This window comes from Halomonas sp. B23F22_20, from assembly GCF_043496985.1.
In the GTDB taxonomy this organism is placed as follows: Bacteria; Pseudomonadota; Gammaproteobacteria; order Pseudomonadales; family Halomonadaceae; genus Halomonas.
Genome location: NZ_JBIEKH010000003.1, coordinates 18,690 through 34,860, shown reverse-complemented (window position 1 = coordinate 34,860; position 16,171 = coordinate 18,690). Strand labels below are relative to the sequence as shown.

At 66.1% G+C, this 16,171-nt stretch carries 14 protein-coding genes and 1 tRNA gene; 9 read left to right on the top strand and 6 right to left on the bottom strand.

Features of this window, described 5'->3' with window-relative positions; translation table 11 throughout:
- The first annotated feature begins 76 nt into the window (after window positions 1-76).
- From ACGTN6_RS02535 to ACGTN6_RS02495, 9 genes are all read left to right on the top strand, one after another.
- Window positions 77-153 (top strand) — tRNA-Met (locus tag ACGTN6_RS02535).
- Window positions 154-375: 222 nt separating this feature from the next.
- On the top strand, window positions 376-837 hold the full coding sequence (gene rimP, locus ACGTN6_RS02530) for a ribosome maturation factor RimP (RefSeq protein WP_394589653.1): 462 nt from the start codon (window positions 376-378) through the stop codon (window positions 835-837).
- 40 nt (window positions 838-877) lie between these two features.
- Window positions 878-2,371 (top strand): transcription termination factor NusA, encoded by a 1,494-nt coding sequence (nusA, locus tag ACGTN6_RS02525; RefSeq protein ID WP_394589652.1) that lies wholly within the window; start codon window positions 878-880, stop codon window positions 2,369-2,371.
- Between the two features lie 27 nt (window positions 2,372-2,398).
- The gene (infB, locus tag ACGTN6_RS02520) at window positions 2,399-4,909 is read left to right on the top strand and encodes a translation initiation factor IF-2 (protein WP_394589651.1); all 2,511 of its coding nucleotides are present in this window, start codon (window positions 2,399-2,401) and stop codon (window positions 4,907-4,909) included.
- Between the two features lie 16 nt (window positions 4,910-4,925).
- A complete protein-coding gene (gene rbfA, locus ACGTN6_RS02515; RefSeq protein WP_394589650.1) occupies window positions 4,926-5,345 on the top strand; it encodes a 30S ribosome-binding factor RbfA in 420 nt (139 codons plus the stop codon).
- Window positions 5,345-6,271: a tRNA pseudouridine(55) synthase TruB gene (gene truB / locus ACGTN6_RS02510; RefSeq protein WP_394589649.1), complete on the top strand. Its 927-nt coding sequence runs from the start codon at window positions 5,345-5,347 to the stop codon at window positions 6,269-6,271. The genes rbfA and truB overlap by 1 nt, the downstream gene beginning before the upstream one ends.
- 90 nt (window positions 6,272-6,361) lie before the next feature.
- On the top strand, window positions 6,362-6,631 hold the full coding sequence (gene rpsO, locus ACGTN6_RS02505) for a 30S ribosomal protein S15 (protein WP_016853973.1): 270 nt from the start codon (window positions 6,362-6,364) through the stop codon (window positions 6,629-6,631).
- Window positions 6,632-6,798: 167 nt separating this feature from the next.
- Window positions 6,799-8,931, top strand: coding sequence for a polyribonucleotide nucleotidyltransferase (gene pnp, locus ACGTN6_RS02500; RefSeq protein WP_394589648.1), 2,133 nt, complete (start codon window positions 6,799-6,801; stop codon window positions 8,929-8,931).
- Window positions 8,932-9,023: 92 nt separating this feature from the next.
- Window positions 9,024-10,232, top strand: a complete 1,209-nt coding sequence (locus tag ACGTN6_RS02495; protein ID WP_394589647.1) for an MFS transporter — start codon at window positions 9,024-9,026, stop codon at window positions 10,230-10,232.
- Between the two features lie 115 nt (window positions 10,233-10,347).
- Here ACGTN6_RS02495 and ACGTN6_RS02490 read toward each other — a convergent pair whose 3' ends face one another.
- The 6 genes from ACGTN6_RS02490 to pcnB form a co-directional block, all read right to left on the bottom strand.
- Window positions 10,348-11,523, bottom strand: coding sequence for an acetyl-CoA C-acetyltransferase (locus ACGTN6_RS02490; RefSeq protein ID WP_394589646.1), 1,176 nt, complete (start codon window positions 11,521-11,523; stop codon window positions 10,348-10,350).
- 148 nt (window positions 11,524-11,671) lie between these two features.
- Window positions 11,672-12,052 (bottom strand): aspartate 1-decarboxylase, encoded by a 381-nt coding sequence (gene panD, locus ACGTN6_RS02485; RefSeq protein ID WP_394589645.1) that lies wholly within the window; start codon window positions 12,050-12,052, stop codon window positions 11,672-11,674.
- A gap of 36 nt (window positions 12,053-12,088) precedes the next feature.
- A complete protein-coding gene (gene panC, locus ACGTN6_RS02480) occupies window positions 12,089-12,937 on the bottom strand; it encodes a pantoate--beta-alanine ligase (protein WP_394589644.1) in 849 nt (282 codons plus the stop codon).
- The gene (gene panB / locus ACGTN6_RS02475) at window positions 12,937-13,728 is read right to left on the bottom strand and encodes a 3-methyl-2-oxobutanoate hydroxymethyltransferase (RefSeq protein WP_394589643.1); all 792 of its coding nucleotides are present in this window, start codon (window positions 13,726-13,728) and stop codon (window positions 12,937-12,939) included. The genes panC and panB overlap by 1 nt, the downstream gene beginning before the upstream one ends.
- A gap of 108 nt (window positions 13,729-13,836) precedes the next feature.
- Complete coding sequence (folK, locus tag ACGTN6_RS02470; RefSeq protein ID WP_394589642.1) at window positions 13,837-14,346, bottom strand: 2-amino-4-hydroxy-6-hydroxymethyldihydropteridine diphosphokinase; 510 nt, start codon at window positions 14,344-14,346, stop codon at window positions 13,837-13,839.
- Window positions 14,343-15,743 (bottom strand): polynucleotide adenylyltransferase PcnB, encoded by a 1,401-nt coding sequence (pcnB, locus tag ACGTN6_RS02465; RefSeq protein WP_394589641.1) that lies wholly within the window; start codon window positions 15,741-15,743, stop codon window positions 14,343-14,345. The genes folK and pcnB overlap by 4 nt, the downstream gene beginning before the upstream one ends.
- Window positions 15,744-16,171 lie beyond the last annotated feature (428 nt).

Sequence of the window (16,171 nt, the reverse complement as noted above, 5' to 3'; positions counted from 1 at the left end):
TAGCAGGATTGGCGATACGGTGTGATGTGGCTTGACGCAATCGCCGAGTCGACATAGAATCACCGACCTAGATTGATGCGGGGTGGAGCAGTCTGGTAGCTCGTCGGGCTCATAACCCGAAGGTCATCGGTTCAAATCCGGTCCCCGCTACCATCTTCCTGGCAGGCATGCAGGTACTCATAGGGGCATGCCAGACCTTAGAAGTGGTATACAGGTTTCTTGTAAAAGCCCCTTCCTGTGAAGGGGCTTTTTGTTAGCGGCCAGCCCGCCGGCCGTGGTCGGCGGCGCTGATCCGGGCAACGCCAATCAGCCACCTGACTTTCCTGTTCACTCCCGGCCAGGTGCCTGATGCAACGGCTGTAGGAGCTTTCTTCCGTGGCAACCAAGGATGCTGCGCTGCACGCGCTGATCGAACCGGTGGTTTCGGCCATGGGCTTCGAACTGTGGGGCATCGATTATCTGTCCCAAGGCAAACACTCTCGTCTGGTGGTCTTCATCGATCATCCGGACGGTGTGAGCGTCGATGACTGTGCCGACGTCAGCCGTCAGGTCAGCGCGGTGTTCGACGTCGAGGATCCTATCCACGGCGAATACCGACTCGAAGTTTCCTCCCCCGGGATGGACCGCCCCCTGTATACCCTCGAACAGTTCGCGCGTTATGCCGGCCATCAGGTGGCCGTGAAGCTGCGCGTGCCCTTCGACGGGCGGCGCAAGTTTCAGGGGCTGCTGGCCGGGGTCGAGAACGACGAGGTGCTGGTGCGGCTCGACGGCGAGGAATATTGCTTTCCCATCGAGAGCATCGATCAGGCGCGGGTCGTGCCGCAGTTCGAAGACTGAGGTCGATGCACAAGGACGGGTTTTCTGGCGAGGCTAAGGCATGAGTAAAGAGATTCTGGCGGTCGTCGATGCGATCTCCAATGAAAAGGGGGTCCCCCGCGAGGTGATCTTCGAAGCCGTCGAGGCGGCGCTGGCCAGCGCGTCACGCAAGCGCTTCGAGGACGAGGAAGCCAGCGTGCGGGTGCACATCGATCGCCGTACCGGTGACTACGATACCTTCCGTCGCTGGGAGGTCGTCGAGGACGATGACTTCGACGGCCCCGATGCCCAGATCAAGTTGTCGTTCGCCGAGCGCCGCGATCCGCCGCTGGGCCTGGGCGATGTCGTCGAAGAGCAGATCGAGAATGCCGCTTTCGGGCGTATCGCGGCCCAGACCGCCAAGCAGGTCATCGTGCAGAAAGTGCGCGAGGCCGAGCGCGCCGAGGTGGTGCGGCTCTACGCCGACCGCGAAGGTGAGCTGGTTGCGGGCATCGTCAAGAAGACGACACGCGATGGTCTGATCATCGATCTTGGCGACAACGCCGAGGCCTTCCTGCCGCGCAGCGAGATGATTCCCGGCGAGCGCTACCGCATGAATGAGCGGGTGCGCGCGCTGTTGACCAAGGTCGACCCGGAGGCTCGCGGCGCGCAGCTGATCCTGTCGCGGACCTGCCCGGAGCTGATCATCGAGCTGTTCCAGATCGAGGTGCCGGAAATCGCCGAGCAGCTCATCGAGATCAAGGGCGCGGCCCGCGATCCGGGCTCGCGGGCCAAGATCGCGGTGAAGACCAATGACCGTCGCATCGACCCGGTAGGCGCCTGCGTGGGCATGCGCGGTTCGCGGGTTCAGGCGGTGTCTACCGAGCTGCAGAACGAGCGGGTGGATATCGTGCTGTGGGACGACAACCCCGCTCAGTTGGTGATCAACGCCATGGCGCCGGCGGATGTCGCTTCCATTCTCGTCGACGAGGACGCCCATGCCATGGACGTGGCGGTCGCCGAGGACAACCTGGCCCAGGCCATCGGTCGTAGTGGCCAGAACGTGCGCCTGGCCTCCGAGCTTACCGGCTGGCGTCTCAACGTCATGACCGAGGACGAGGCCGAGGCCAAGCGCGACCAGGAAATCGATAGCCTGGTCGAACATTTCATTCAGCACCTGGACATCGACGACGACGTGGCGCGCCTGCTGGTCGAGGAAGGCTTCACCTCCTTGGAGGAGGTCGCCTATGTCCCGGCGGAAGAAATGCTGGAGATCGAAGAATTCGACGAGGATCTCGTCGAGGAGCTGCGCGCTCGCGCCAAGGATGAGTTGTTGAACCTGGCCATCGCCTCCGAGGAGGAACTCGATGGGGCCCAGCCGGCCGACGACCTGCTCGAGATGGAGGGCATGGAACGTCACCTGGCCTTCATTCTGGCCAGCCGGGGCATCAAGACCATGGAGGACCTCGCCGAACAGTCCGTCGACGATCTGACGGATATCGAGGAGCTGGACGAGGAGCGCGCCGCGGCACTGATCATGACTGCCCGTGCGCCATGGTTCGAGAGCGAACAGTAAACGGGTCACGGGCTGAGGAGGGTCGTAATGTCAGAAATGACCGTTAAGGATTTTGCAGTGAAGGTGGGGCGCGATGTCCCCCGCCTGCTGGAACAGATGAAAGAAGCCGGGCTGGGGCACAAGGCCGAGGGCGACGCCGTGTCCGAGGAGGACAAGCGTCAACTGCTGGACTACCTGACCAAGAGCCACGGCGGCAGCGCCGAACAGGCCGCGCCCAGGAACCGCATCACCCTGACTCGCAAGACGCGTAGCCGCATCAAGACCGGTGATCGCGGCAAGAGCATCGAGGTGCAGGTGCGCAAGAAGCGCACCTACGTCAAGCGCGAGGAAGAAAAGCCCGCCGAAGAGCCGCAGGTCGAGGATCACGGTCCACGTCAGCTGGTCGGCGACATGGCCGAGGCACAGGCCAAGCGTAAGGCCGAGGAGGCCGAGGAAGCCAAGCAGCGTGCCGCCGAACAGGCCGCGCGTGAGGCCGAGGAGAAGGCCAAGGCGGAAGCCGAGGCCGCGGTGCCGACCGAGCCGGAGATCCCGGTGCCCGAGCTCGAGGCTGCTCCGTCTCCGGCGGACGCGCCGGCTCCGCCCAAGGAGGGTCGTCCCGACCGTCGCAGTGCGCCTGCCAAGAAGAGTGGCAAGAAAGGTCGGCACGACCGTGAGGAAGATCGTGGCGATCGCGAGGAGCGCCGTCGCGGCGGCAAGAAGGCCAAGCGTGCCGAGCGTCGCGGCGGTCGCCGCGGTGGCAGCCAGGGCGGCGGCAAGCACGGTTTCCAGAAGCCGACCCAGCCGATCGTCCGCGAGGTCTCGATCCCCGAGTCGATCAGCGTCGCCGAACTGGCCGACAAGATGTCGATCAAGGCGAACGAGGTCATCAAGACCATGTTCACCATGGGCGCGGCGGTGACCATCAACCAGACCATCGATCAGGACACCGCGGCGATCGTGGTCGAGGAGATGGGTCACAAGCCCAAGCTGGTCAAGGACGATGCGCTGGAGACCGAGGTTCTCGAGAATATCTCCTACGAAGGTGAGGAGATCACCCGCTCGCCGGTAGTGACGGTGATGGGTCACGTCGACCACGGTAAGACCTCGCTGCTCGACTACATCCGTCGTGCCAAGGTCGCCACCGGCGAGGCTGGCGGCATCACCCAGCACATCGGTGCCTATCACGTCGAGGACGACCACGGCGGCGTGACCTTCCTGGATACTCCGGGCCACGCGGCATTCACCGCCATGCGTGCCCGCGGTGCCAAGGCCACCGACGTGGTGGTGCTGGTGGTGGCCGCCGACGACGGCGTCATGCCCCAGACCATCGAGGCCATCGAGCACTCCAAGGCTGCCGGCGTGCCGCTGGTGGTGGCGGTCAACAAGATCGACAAGCAGGGCGCCGATCCGGACCGGGTCAAGAACGAGCTGTCCCAGCACGGCGTGATCTCCGAGGAGTGGGGTGGCGATACCCAGTTCGTGCACGTCTCCGCCAAGTCCGGCGAAGGCATCGAGGGCCTGCTCGAGTCGATCCAGCTGGTCTCCGAAGTGCTCGAGCTCAAGGCCGTCCCGGAAGCGCCCGGCAAGGGTGTGGTGGTCGAGTCGCGTCTGGACAAGGGCCGTGGCCCGGTGGCCACCGTGCTGGTTCAGAACGGTACCCTGAAGAAGGGCGATATCGTGCTCGCCGGCCTGCATTACGGCCGCGTGCGTGCCCTGACCAACGAACTCGGCAAGCAGGTCGACGAGGCCGGTCCCGCCATGCCGGTGGAGATCCAGGGCCTGGACGGCACCCCCGAGGCGGGTGACGACTTCATGGTCCTCGACGACGAGAAGAAGGCGCGCGAAGTGGCCAACTTCCGTCAGGGCAAGTACCGCGAAGTGCGCCTGGCTCGCCAGCAGAAGGCCAAGCTGGAGAACATGTTCTCCCAGATGGGCCAGGAAGAGGTCGCCAAGGTCAACATCGTGCTCAAGGCCGACGTCCAGGGTTCCCTGGAGGCCATCAAGGGCGCGCTGGAAGAGCTGTCCACCGATGAGGTGCAGGTCGCCGTGGTGTCCTCCGGCGTTGGCGGTATCACCGGTACCGACGCCAACCTGGCACTGGCCAGTGACGCCATCGTGGTCGGCTTCAACGTGCGTGCCGATGCCGCCGCTCGCGAGATCATCGAGCGCGAAGGCCTCGACCTGCGCTACTACAGCGTCATCTACCAGCTGATCGACGAGGTCAAGCAGGCGATGAGCGGCATGCTGGCGCCGGAGTGGAAGGAAGAGATCGTCGGCGTGGCCGAAGTTCGCGACGTCTTCCGCGCGCCGAAGATCGGCGCCGTGGCCGGCTGCATGGTGGTCGAAGGCACCGTCTATCGCCACAAGAAGATCCGCGTGCTGCGCGAGAACGTGGTGATCTACGAGGGCGAACTCGAATCCCTGCGCCGCTACAAGGACGACGTCAACGAGGTTCGCAGCGGTATCGAATGCGGTATCGGCGTGAAGAACTACAACGACGTCCAGGTCGGCGACAAGATCGAGGTCTTCGATCAGGTCAAGGTCGAGCGGACGCTCTGACCGCGAGGAGCCGATCATGCGCGAGTTCAAGCGTACCGACCGGGTAGCCGACCAGCTCCAGAAGGAGCTGGCGGTACTCATCCAGCGCGAGATCAAGGATCCGCGCCTGGGCATGGTCACCGTCAGCGGGGTCACGGTCAGCCGTGACCTCGGCTATGCCGACATCTACGTGACGCTGCTCGGCGAGCAGGATGCCGAGCGCATCAAGGAGAATCTGGCGGTGCTCAAGCGTGCCGCCGGTTTCCTGCGCAGCCAGATCGCCCGGCGCATCAAGCTGCGCCACGTGCCCGAGCTGCGTTTCCACTACGACGAGAGCGTGGTGCGTGGCCAGCGCCTGTCCTCGCTGATCGACGAGGCGGTGGCGAGCGATCGCGACCGTCACGACGATGAGATCGAAGGTGAAGGCGGTGAGCGCGGCGAGGGAGAGCGCGACTGATGGCGCGTCGGCGTCGCGGGCTGCCGGTCAACGGTGTGCTGCTGCTGGACAAGCCCCAGGGCGCGTCCAGCAATCACGCGTTGCAGCGGGCCCGGCGCCTGTTCCAGGCGCAGAAGGCCGGCCACACCGGCACCCTCGACCCGATGGCCACCGGCCTGCTGCCAGTGTGCTTCGGCGAGGCCACCAAGTTCTCGGCCTTCCTGCTCGATGCCGACAAGACGTATCGCACCCGGGTCGAGCTCGGGACGATCACCGACTCCGGCGACGCCGAGGGCGAAGTGGTCGAGCGCCGCGAGGTGCCACGCCTCGAGGAGGCCGACCTGTGCGGCGTGCTCGAGCGTTTCACCGGCCATATCGAGCAGGTACCGCCGATGTACTCGGCGCTCAAGCACCAGGGACGCAAGCTCTACGAGCTGGCCCGAGAGGGCAAGACCGTAGAGCGTGCAGTGCGCCACGTGACGGTGTATGATGCGCGCCTTCTTGCGTTCGAGGGCCATGCCTTCGAACTCGAGGTGCGGGTGAGCAAGGGCACTTACATCCGCACCCTGGCCGAGGACATCGGCGAGGCGCTCGGCTGTGGCGCCCACATCAGCGCCCTGCGGCGGCTGGCCACCGGCCCCTTCGGCGTCGAGGGCATGCTGACGCCGGAGGCCCTCGAGGCGTTGCCGGACCAGGCGGCCCGCGAAGGCGTGCTGCTGCCGGTGGACGTGCTGGTGGCCGACCTGCCCAGGCTGGCCCTGGACGAGCAGGCGGCGAGTCGCCTGCTGCATGGCCAGAGCGCCAGGTGTGACACCGGCGAGTTGCCGGTCGACGGCCTGGCCAGACTCTATCGCGACGAGACCTTCCTGGGGCTCGGCGTGGTGAGAGCGGTGGGGGAGATCGCCCCGCGCCGCCTGCTGAGCACCGCCGAGGCGGACTCGGCATGATCCGTCCCTTCGGGGACGGCGTGGAGACTGCAAATATGCGTGGTCTCCGACATTCACATCATTCAGGCATATTGCTGACTGGAGAGACAGATGGCACTGACCGCTGAGCAGAAGGCCGAGATCGTCAACGAATACGGCCGTGGCGATAACGACACCGGTTCCCCCGAGGTGCAGGTGGCCCTGCTGACCGCCAACATCGACGGCCTGCAGGATCACTTCAAGACCAACAAGCAGGATCACCACTCCCGTCGTGGCCTGATCCGCATGGTCAACCAGCGCCGCAAGCTGCTGGATTACCTGAAGCGCAAGGACTTCGAGCGCTATCAGTCGCTGATTCAGCGCCTCGGCCTCCGTCGCTAAGCGACGGCGTCCAGGACGACGTGAAACGGGCAGCCCTCCGGGGCTGCCCGTTTTGCGTTTATGGTCAGTGCACTGTTTGACCGGTGGCCCTCGCGAGCGTCAACCCCTAAAATGGTCGCCGAGTCGAAACGACCCGAACATGAATCGAAAAGTTGAAGGAAGTCGCCGTGAACCCGGTCAAGAAAACGTTTGAGTACGGTCGCAGTACCGTCACCCTGGAAACCGGGCGCATCGCCCGCCAGGCCTCCGGTGCCGTGATGGTCACCATGGACGACACCGTGGTGCTGTGCACCGTGGTGGCGAAGAAGGACGTCAACCCCGCCCAGCCGTTCTTCCCGCTGTCCGTCCACTACCAGGAGAAGACCTACGCGGTCGGCAAGATTCCCGGCGGCTTCTTCAAGCGCGAGGGGCGTCCCACCGAGAAGGAAACCCTCACCTCGCGGCTGATCGATCGCCCGATTCGCCCGCTGTTCCCCAAGGGCTTCATGAACGAGGTCCAGGTCATCTGCACGGTGCTTTCCACCGACCGTAACCAGGACCCGGACATCGCCGCCATGATCGGTACCTCCGCGGCGCTGGCCGTCTCCGGGGTGCCCTTCAACGGCCCGATTGGCGCCGCTCGCGTCGGCTTCACCGAGGACAAGGGCTACTTCCTCAACCCCACCGTCGAGGAACTCACCACTTCCGAGCTGAACATGGTCGTCGCCGGCACCGAGAAGGCCGTGCTGATGGTCGAGTCCGAGGCCAACGAGCTGCTCGAGGACGAGATGCTGGGCGCCGTGCTCTACGGCCACCAGGAGATGCAGGTTGCCGTCTCCGCCATCAACGAGCTGGCCGCCGAGGCCGGCAAGCCGCGTTGGGACTGGCAGCCGGCCGCCGAGAACACCGCTCTCAAGGACGCCGTGGCACTGGGCTTCGAAGCCAAGGTCGGCGAAGCCTATCGCATCACCGACAAGATGGCCCGCCAGGATGCCTTGTCCGCGCTGAAGGACGAGGCCGTAGCGCAACTGGCCGGCGAGGAAGAGGGCCAGTTCGCCGCCGACGAGGTCAAGGGTGCCTTCGCCGGCCTCGAGAAGCGCGTGGTGCGCTCCCGGGTCATCAAGGGCGAGCCGCGCATCGATGGCCGCGACCACAAGACCGTGCGCCCGCTCGACATCGAGGTCGGCAGCCTGCCCAAGACCCACGGCTCGGCGATCTTTACCCGCGGCGAGACCCAGGCCGTGGTCGTGGCCACCCTCGGCACCCTGCGCGATGCCCAGCTGATCGAGTCGCTGGAAGGCGAGCGCAAGGACCGCTTCCTGCTGCACTACAACTTCCCTCCCTACAGCGTGGGCGAGGCCGGCTTCATGGGCGGCCCGAAGCGTCGCGAGATCGGCCACGGTCGTCTGGCGCGTCGCGGCGTCCAGGCCATGCTGCCCGCAGAGGATGATTTCCCCTACACCATCCGCGTGGTCTCCGAGATCACCGAGTCCAACGGCTCCAGCTCCATGGCTTCCGTGTGCGGCTCCTCGCTGGCGCTGATGGATGCCGGTGTGCCGATGAAGGCTCCGGTGGCCGGCATCGCCATGGGCCTGGTCAAGGACGATGACGGCTTCGCCGTGCTGACCGATATCCTCGGCGACGAGGACCACCTCGGCGACATGGACTTCAAGGTGGCCGGCTCGGCCTCCGGCGTTACCGCCCTGCAGATGGACATCAAGATCGAGGGCATCAACGAGGAGATCATGGAGCAGGCGCTGCAGCAGGCCAACGAGGCCCGCCTGAGCATCCTCGAGCAGATGAACACGGTGATCGCCCAGAGTCGTGCCGAGGTCTCCGAGAACGCGCCCTCCATGGCCACGATCAAGATCGATCCGGAGAAGATCCGCGACGTCATCGGCAAGGGCGGCGCCACCATCCGCAAGATCTGCGAGGACACCGGCGCTTCCATCGACCTGGACGACGACGGCACCGTGCGCATCTACGCCGAAGATAAGTCGGCGGCCAAGGCGGCCATCGACACCGTGCTGGCGATTACCGCCGAGCCGGAGATCGGCAAGCTGTATCGCGGCAAGGTGGTGCGGATCGCCGACTTCGGCGCCTTCGTCAACATCATGCCGGGCACCGATGGCCTGGTGCACATCTCCCAGATCGTGCCCGAGCGCGTCAACGACGTGCGCGACTTCCTCAACGAGGGAGACGAGCCGGTGGTCAAGGTGCTCGATATAGACAATCGCAACCGGGTGAAGCTGACCATCAAGGAGATCACGCCGGAAGAGAAGAGCGCCTTCGAGGCCGAGGAAGCCGCGACCGAGCTCTGATCGCGCGATAAAAGAGCCGAACGCCCCCGTGGCTCACGCCGCGGGGGCGTTCTCGTTCCGGGGCCTGCCCCGCCATCGATCAAGGACGACCCATGACGCGCCACGATTCCGACACGTCAACCTCCGCCGCCAAGGCCATTACCCAGCGTCGCGACTGGCTGGGCGTGGGCGCGGTGATGATCGGCATCTTCCTGCTGGTCACCGCCGAGCAACTGCCCATTGGGCTGCTCTCCCAGGTGGCCGATTCGCTTGCCGTCACGCCGGGGATCGCGGGCTTGTTGATCACCGTGCCCGGCGTGGTGGCGGCGTTTGCCGCGCCGCTGCTGCCGGTGGCGGTAGGGCGCCTGGATCGCCGCTGGCTGCTCACCGGGCTGATGGCGTTGATGACCCTGGCCAGCTTGCTAGGCGCGGTGGCCGAGGGATTCGCCATGCTGTTGGCCACCCGGGTGCTGGTGGGCGTGTGCATCGGCGGCTTCTGGGCCATCGCCGGGGGGCTGGCCGGGCGTCTGGTGGCACTGCCACAGGTGCCTCGCGCCATGGCGCTGATCTTCAGCGGTGTGGCAGGGGCGTCGGTGCTGGGCGTGCCGGCGGGCACCTGGCTCGGCGAGCATACCGACTGGCGTATCGCCTTCGGCTCGCTGGCGGGGCTGAGCCTCGTGGTGACGATCGCTCTGTGGTGGCTGTTGCCATCGCTGCCGGCGCAGCAGCCGGTGCGGCTCTCCAATCTGGCCGGCCAGTTCGCCAGCCGAGGGGTACGGGTCGGGGTGGCCGTCACCGCACTGATCGTGATGGGGCACTTCGCCGCCTACACCTTCGTCAGTCCGATCCTGCAGCAGATCGCCGGCATTCCCCTGGCCAGCGTCAGCGCCCTGCTGCTGTGCTACGGCGGGGCGGGGCTGCTCGGCAACTTCCTCGCCGGCAGCGCCGCCGGACGACACCCCTATGCCACCGTGCTGGTGATTCCGCTGCTGCTCGCCGTGGCGACCTTGGCGTTTCCCTGGCTGGGTCGCGAGTCGGCCACCGCGATCGGATTGCTGATGCTGTGGGGGGCCGTGTTCGGCAGCATCTCGGTCAGCTTGCAGACCTGGATCCTCAAGAGCGCCCTGAATACCGAGGCCGCCACCGCGCTGATGGCCTTCGTATTCAACCTGTCGATCGGTATCGGCGCCATGGCCGGCGGCCGGGTGGTGGATGCCATCGGGCTGAGCGGCGTGCTGCTCGGCGCCGGGGCGCTGTTCGCCCTGGCCGCGGCGCTGGTGGCCTGTACGCCCTCGAGGGTGGTGGGGCCGCCGCAGGGTTGAGAGTGAGAGAGACGCTAGGCAGAACGCGAAAGCCCCCGCTCAGATGAGCGGGGGCTTTTGCATTCAGCGGTTGGCACCCTTCATGCGAAGTCGCCGAGCGCCGGCAATTCCACTCTTAGCGTTCGATGGCGAGTGCCACGCCTTGGCCACCGCCGATGCACAGCGTGGCCAGGCCCTTCTTGGCATCGCGGGCGATCATCTCATGCACCAGGGTCACCAGGATACGGCAGCCGGAGGCGCCGATCGGGTGGCCCAGCGCGATGGCGCCGCCGTTGACGTTGATCTTCGAGGCGTCCCAGCCGAGTTCCTTGTTGACCGACAGCGCCTGGGCGGCGAAGGCCTCGTTGGCCTCGATCAGGTCCAGGTCGTCGAGGCTCCAGCCGGCCTTCTCGAGGCAGCGACGGGTGGCCGGTGCAGGGCCGATGCCCATGATCGCCGGATCGACGCCGGCGTTGGAGTAGGCCTTGATGCGGGCCAGCGGCTCGAGGCCCAGGGCCTTTGCCTTCTCGGCGGAGCACAGCATCACCACGGCGGCGCCGTCGTTGATCGATGAGGCGTTGCCGGCAGTGACGGTGCCGTCCTTCTTGAACGCCGGGCGCATGCCGCCGAGCTTGTCGGCGGTGACTTCGCGAGGGTTCTCGTCGGTGTCGAAGACCACCGGGTCACCCTTGCGCTGGGGAATCTCCACCGGAACGATCTGGCCCTTGAACTTGCCCTCGCGGATGGCAGCGGCGGCCTTCTGCTGGGAAGCGGCGGCGAACTCGTCCATCGCCTCACGAGTAATGGCGTACTTCTCGGCCAGATTCTCGGCGGTGATGCCCATGTGGAAGTTGTTGAAGGCATCCCACAGGCCGTCGTGAACCATGGAATCGACGGCTTTCCAGTCACCCATTCGCTGGCCGGTGCGCGAGTTGGGCAGCACGTGCGGGGACAGAGACATGTTTTCCTGGCCGCCTGCCAGAATTACGTCGGCGTCGCCGAGCATGATCGCCTGGGCGCCCAGGTGCAGCGCCTTGAGGCCGGATCCGCAGACCTTGTTGATGGTCATGGCGGGCACCGTGTCGGGCAGTCCGCCCTTGATAGCGGCCTGGCGAGCGGGGTTCTGGCCGACTCCGGCGGTCAGTACCTGACCGAGCAGTACCTCGTCGACCTGATCGGCGGCGACGCCGGTGCTGGCCAGGATGTCCTTGATGACATGGGCGCCCAGGTCGCTGGCGGGAATGCCTGCCAGGGAGCCGCCGAAGGCACCCACGGCGGTACGACGGGCGGCAACGATCACCACTTCTTGCATGAGGCTTACTCCTGAAGTTCGCGGACGAGCGTCCGCTCAGCATAGGGGACTTTTGTGCGCTGCGGCAATCCCCCGCTGAGGTAAAAGAAATGGAACTTCAGTATAGGCGAGTGGGCGGGAGGCAGCCGGGGCGATGCCCCGGCGCGGATCAGGCGAGCTGGACGGGAATGGCGTTGCTGGTGTGGCTGACGACGTTGCCTTCCTGCAGGTAGACCAGGGAGGGCTCGTGGGCGTCGAGCTCGGCCTCCGTGTACTGAGCATAGCTGCAGATGATCACCCGCTGGCCCTCGGTGGCCAGGTGGGCGGCGGCGCCGTTGACCGAGATCACCTTCGACCCTTCCTCGGCGCGGATCGCGTAGGTAGTGAAGCGCTGGCCGTTCTCGACGTTGTAGATCTGGATCTGCTCGTTGTCGCGGATGCCGGACATGTCCAGCAATTCGCCGTCGATGGCGCAGGACCCCTCGTAGTTCAGGACGGCGTGGGTGACGCGGGCCATGTGTAGCTTGGCCTTGAGCATGGTGGTCAACATGAACGGGAAACTCCTTTGTTGGCGGTGGCCGGGCCCTCAGCGAGGGAGGGTCAGCGACAGGTTGTCGATCAGTCGGGTCGGGCCCAGGCGCGCCGCGACGAGCAGCACGGCGTCGCGTGTGGTCTCGCCGACGGGGCCCAGGTCGGCGGCACGCAGTTCCAGGTAGTCGGGGGCGAAGCCCGCCTCGCGCAGGCGTACAAGGCCGTGCGCCAGGCTATCTTCGACCGGCTCGCCGGCTTCCAGGGCCTCACGCAGCTGGCACAGGGTGCGATGGAGCTCGGGTGCCATGGCACGCTGTGCCGCATCCAGATAGCCATTGCGCGAGGACAGTGCCAGACCGTCCTCGGCGCGCTCGATGGGCACGCCGACGATCTCGATCGGCAGGTGCAGGTCGGCCACCAGGCGGCGGATCACCGCCAGCTGCTGGTAGTCCTTCTCGCCGAAGCAGGCGAGATCGGGCTGCACCAGGTTGAAAAGCATGGTGACGACGGTCGCTACGCCGTCGAAATGACCGGGGCGATCGCCGCCGCACAGGCCTTCCGAGACCTCGGGCACGCTGACCCGGGTCTGGGCGTCGAGGCCGCGTGGGTAGATGGTGGACACGTCGGGGGCGAACAGCAGATCGCAGTCGGCCGCCTCGAGCTTGGCGCGATCTTCCGCCAGGGTGCGCGGATAGGCGTCGAGGTCCTCGTTCGGCCCGAACTGCATCGGGTTGACGAAGATGGTCGCTATCACCACGTCGGCGCGGCGGCGTGCGGCGGCGACCAGCGCCAGGTGGCCGGCATGCAGATTACCCATGGTCGGCACCAGGCCGATGGTGCGACCGGCCCGACGATGCGTCGCCAGGGTCTCGCGCAGCGCAGCGATATCGTGCAGGGTGCGCATCAGAAACAGTGCTCCTCGGCGGGGAAGCGTCGCGCCTTGACGTCCTCGTGATAGCGGCGGAACGCCGCCTGGATGTCATCGGCCTCCGCCATGAAGTTTTTCACGAAGCGCGGGGTGCGCCCGGCGGTGATGCCGAGTACGTCGTGCATCACCAGGATCTGACCGTCGGTGTCGGGGCCTGCGCCTATGCCGATGACCGGCACGTCCAGGGCCTCGGCCACGGCGCGACCGAGGCTCGCCGGCACGCACTCGAGCAGGATTACCGAGGCACCGGCCTCGACCAGCGTGCGGGCGTCTTCGAGGATGCGGCTGGCCTGATCGGCATCGCGGCCCTGTACCTTGTAGCCGCCTAACTGGTAGACGGTCTGCGGCGTCAGTCCCAGGTGGGCGCACACCGGTACGCCACGACGCGTCAGCTCGCGAACGCCATCGGCCATCCAGGCTTCGCCTTCCACCTTGACCATTTCGGCCCCGGCACGCATCAGCGCCCCTGCATCTTCCAGCAGGCGCTCGGTGGTGGCATTGCTCATGAACGGCAGGTCGGCCATCAGCAGGCTCGCGCCCTTGGCGCGGGCCACGCAGCGGGTGTGATAGCAGACCTCTTCCAGGGTGACGGGCAGCGTGCTGGCGTGACCCTGCAGGACCATGCCCAGGGAGTCGCCTACCAGCAGCACCTCGACGCCCGCCTCACTGGCGGCATGGGCGAAGGTGGCATCGTAGGCGGTCAGGCAGCTGAAGGCCTCACCGGCGCGCTTGGTGGCCTGCAGCGTGCTCAGGGTGACGGTTTTCATGGCGTGCTCTCGTGTCGTTATCGGGGCGGCATCGGCGGGCCGGGCCCTCGTGTAACCCGCAATTGTTACCCGATCCGGGCAAAGGTGTCGATAGGTAACACCGTAGTGTCAATCTCGGGGCTCGGGTAACACCCGGCGCAGCCCGGTCTGGTCCAGTGACTGCGCCAGGGCAGCGACGTGCCGGCCGTCCGGCAGCTCGAGCTCGGGAGCGAGCTCGGCCAGTGGTACCAGCACGAAGGCGCGTCGGACCATTTCCGGATGGGGCAGCGCCAGGCGTGGCGATGCCAGTCGGCGTTGGTCGAACAGCAGCAGGTCGAGGTCGAGGGTGCGTGGTCCCCAGCGTCGGCCACGCACCCGACCGTGGCGCTGTTCCAGCGCCTGCAGCTGGTCGAGCAGTGCCAGCGGCGACAGTTGGGTCGACAGCTCGGCTACGGCGTTGACGAAGTCGGGCTGATCGGCGGGCCCCACCGGGCGGCTGGCATAGCGCGATGAGGCTCGACGACGTCGCGTCAGCGGCAGGGCGTCGAGCTCGGCCAGGGCGCGCTCGACGTGGCCGTGGGGATCGTCGAGGTTGCTGCCGAGCCCGATCCAGGCACGATGCGGGCGGCTCAGGCTCATGAGTCGTCGTTGGAAGGCTTGCGACGGCGACGCCGGCGGCGTCGCTTGTTGCGTGGGGCGGGGGTGCCGGCCGGATCGGCGTCGACCTTGCCCAGCAGGCGGCGCTGTTCGTGCTCGTCGGCGTCCTGGAAGGCAGTCCACCAGTCGCCGAGGCCGGGAGACAGCTCGCCCGCGGCTTCTCGGACCAGCAGGAAATCGTAGGCGGCGCGGAAGCGCGGATGTTCGCGGGTCTGGAAGGCTCTCTTGCCGCGGCGCAGCGGCAGGCGCTGTTGCAGATCCCAGATATCGCGCATCGGCAGGCTGAAGCGCTTGGGAATGGCCACATGCTGCAGCTGGCGCGAGATGACTTGCTGGGAGGCGGCCTGCAGCGCCGGAATGGGAGGCATGCCTTCGGCCTCCAGGGTTTGCTGGCGCTGTTGCACCGGGCCCCATAGCAGGGCGGCGAACAGGAAGGCTGGCGTTACCGGGCGTTCTTCGTGGATGCGGCGATCGGTGCTAGCCAGGGCGCGCTCGATGACCGCCTCCGCCCACGGCAATTCCTCCATGGCTTCATCGGCCTCGGGGAACAGCATGGCGAACAGGCCGTAGTCGCGTAGCAGCCGGAAGGTCTCGACCCCATGGCCACCCATGAACAGTTTGAGCACCTCGTCGAACAGTCGCGCGGGGGGCACCTGTAGCAGCAGTTCGGCGAGCTCGGCGATCGGCGCCTCGGTGGCCGGCTCGATATCGAAGTCGAGCTTGGCGGCGAAGCGCACCGCGCGCAGCATGCGAACCGGGTCCTCGCGATAGCGGGTCGCCGGATCGCCGATCAGTCGCAGGGTGCGCGCCTCGATGTCCCGCACGCCGTCGGCGAAGTCGTGGATCGAGAAGTCGGCGATGTTGTAGTAGAGGGCATTGATCGTGAAGTCGCGCCGGATGGCGTCTTCCTCGATGTTGCCCCAGACGTTGTCGCGCAGCAGCATGCCGTCGTCGGACTGCTGGGCGATGTGGTCGGCATGGTCGTCGCCGGGCTTGCCGCGAAAGGTGGTGACCTCGATCACTTCGCGGCCGAAGCGCACGTGGACGATGCGGAAGCGGCGGCCGACGATGCGTGAGTTGCGGAACAGCTCACGGACCCGCTCAGGGGTGGCGTCGGTGGCCACGTCGAAGTCCTTGGGCATGCGACCGAGCAGGGAATCGCGGATGCATCCTCCTACCAGGAAGGCTTCGTGGCCGGCGTTGTGCAGCCGGTACAGCACCTTGAGGGCGGCATCGCTGAAGTGCTGGCGCGAGACCGGATGCTCCTGGCGGGGAATGACGCGCAGCTCGGGGCCGGCGGCCGACGCGTCCTGAGGACCGAACAGCGACCGGAGATGCTCGCCCGGACTCTGCAGAAAGCGGGTAAAACCTTTGATCATGCGGCGTTGTCGACTCGCGAGGATTCGAAAAGCGTTGAGTGTAGCGAACACCCGACACCTTGCAAAGCATTGGGCCTTCTGGCAACCGGCCCTAAAGTAGAAAGGGGAGGCCACTGGCCTCCCCTGTCAAGCAGGATGCAGCATCCCTGCTGCTGATTCTTCTTCGTGATGGCGCATCGCCTTGAATACGCACCACAGTCACCAAGGAATTCAGGCAAGCAATGTTGTTGTCTTTGTAAACGTTCCTGAAGGCGACCGCCTCGTATTCAAAACAATAATCCAACCACGACGGCAGATGATTGCCTCCCCCCGACGTGTTGTCGTTGTTGACGGGGGTGCACCTCTGACGGCCTTTGTTGTTGTTGGCGGCCGGTATGGTGCGTCGCGTCCTGATTCCGGACTTCGAGCATCTTGTTGTTGTTGCCTCG

Excerpts from the sequence above, each read along its gene's own strand:
- nusA (WP_394589652.1), top strand. The coding sequence starts at position 878 with ATGAGTAAAGAGATTCTGGCGGTCGTCGATGCGATCTCCAATGAAAAG.
- infB (WP_394589651.1), top strand. The coding sequence starts at position 2,399 with ATGTCAGAAATGACCGTTAAGGATTTTGCAGTGAAGGTGGGGCGCGAT.
- rbfA (WP_394589650.1), top strand. The coding sequence starts at position 4,926 with ATGCGCGAGTTCAAGCGTACCGACCGGGTAGCCGACCAGCTCCAGAAG.
- truB (WP_394589649.1), top strand. The coding sequence starts at position 5,345 with ATGGCGCGTCGGCGTCGCGGGCTGCCGGTCAACGGTGTGCTGCTGCTG.
- rpsO (WP_016853973.1), top strand. The coding sequence starts at position 6,362 with ATGGCACTGACCGCTGAGCAGAAGGCCGAGATCGTCAACGAATACGGC.
- ACGTN6_RS02495 (WP_394589647.1), top strand. The coding sequence starts at position 9,024 with ATGACGCGCCACGATTCCGACACGTCAACCTCCGCCGCCAAGGCCATT.
- ACGTN6_RS02490 (WP_394589646.1), bottom strand. The coding sequence starts at position 11,523 with ATGCAAGAAGTGGTGATCGTTGCCGCCCGTCGTACCGCCGTGGGTGCC.
- panD (WP_394589645.1), bottom strand. The coding sequence starts at position 12,052 with ATGTTGACCACCATGCTCAAGGCCAAGCTACACATGGCCCGCGTCACC.
- panC (WP_394589644.1), bottom strand. The coding sequence starts at position 12,937 with ATGCGCACCCTGCACGATATCGCTGCGCTGCGCGAGACCCTGGCGACG.
- panB (WP_394589643.1), bottom strand. The coding sequence starts at position 13,728 with ATGAAAACCGTCACCCTGAGCACGCTGCAGGCCACCAAGCGCGCCGGT.
- folK (WP_394589642.1), bottom strand. The coding sequence starts at position 14,346 with ATGAGCCTGAGCCGCCCGCATCGTGCCTGGATCGGGCTCGGCAGCAAC.
- pcnB (WP_394589641.1), bottom strand. The coding sequence starts at position 15,743 with ATGATCAAAGGTTTTACCCGCTTTCTGCAGAGTCCGGGCGAGCATCTC.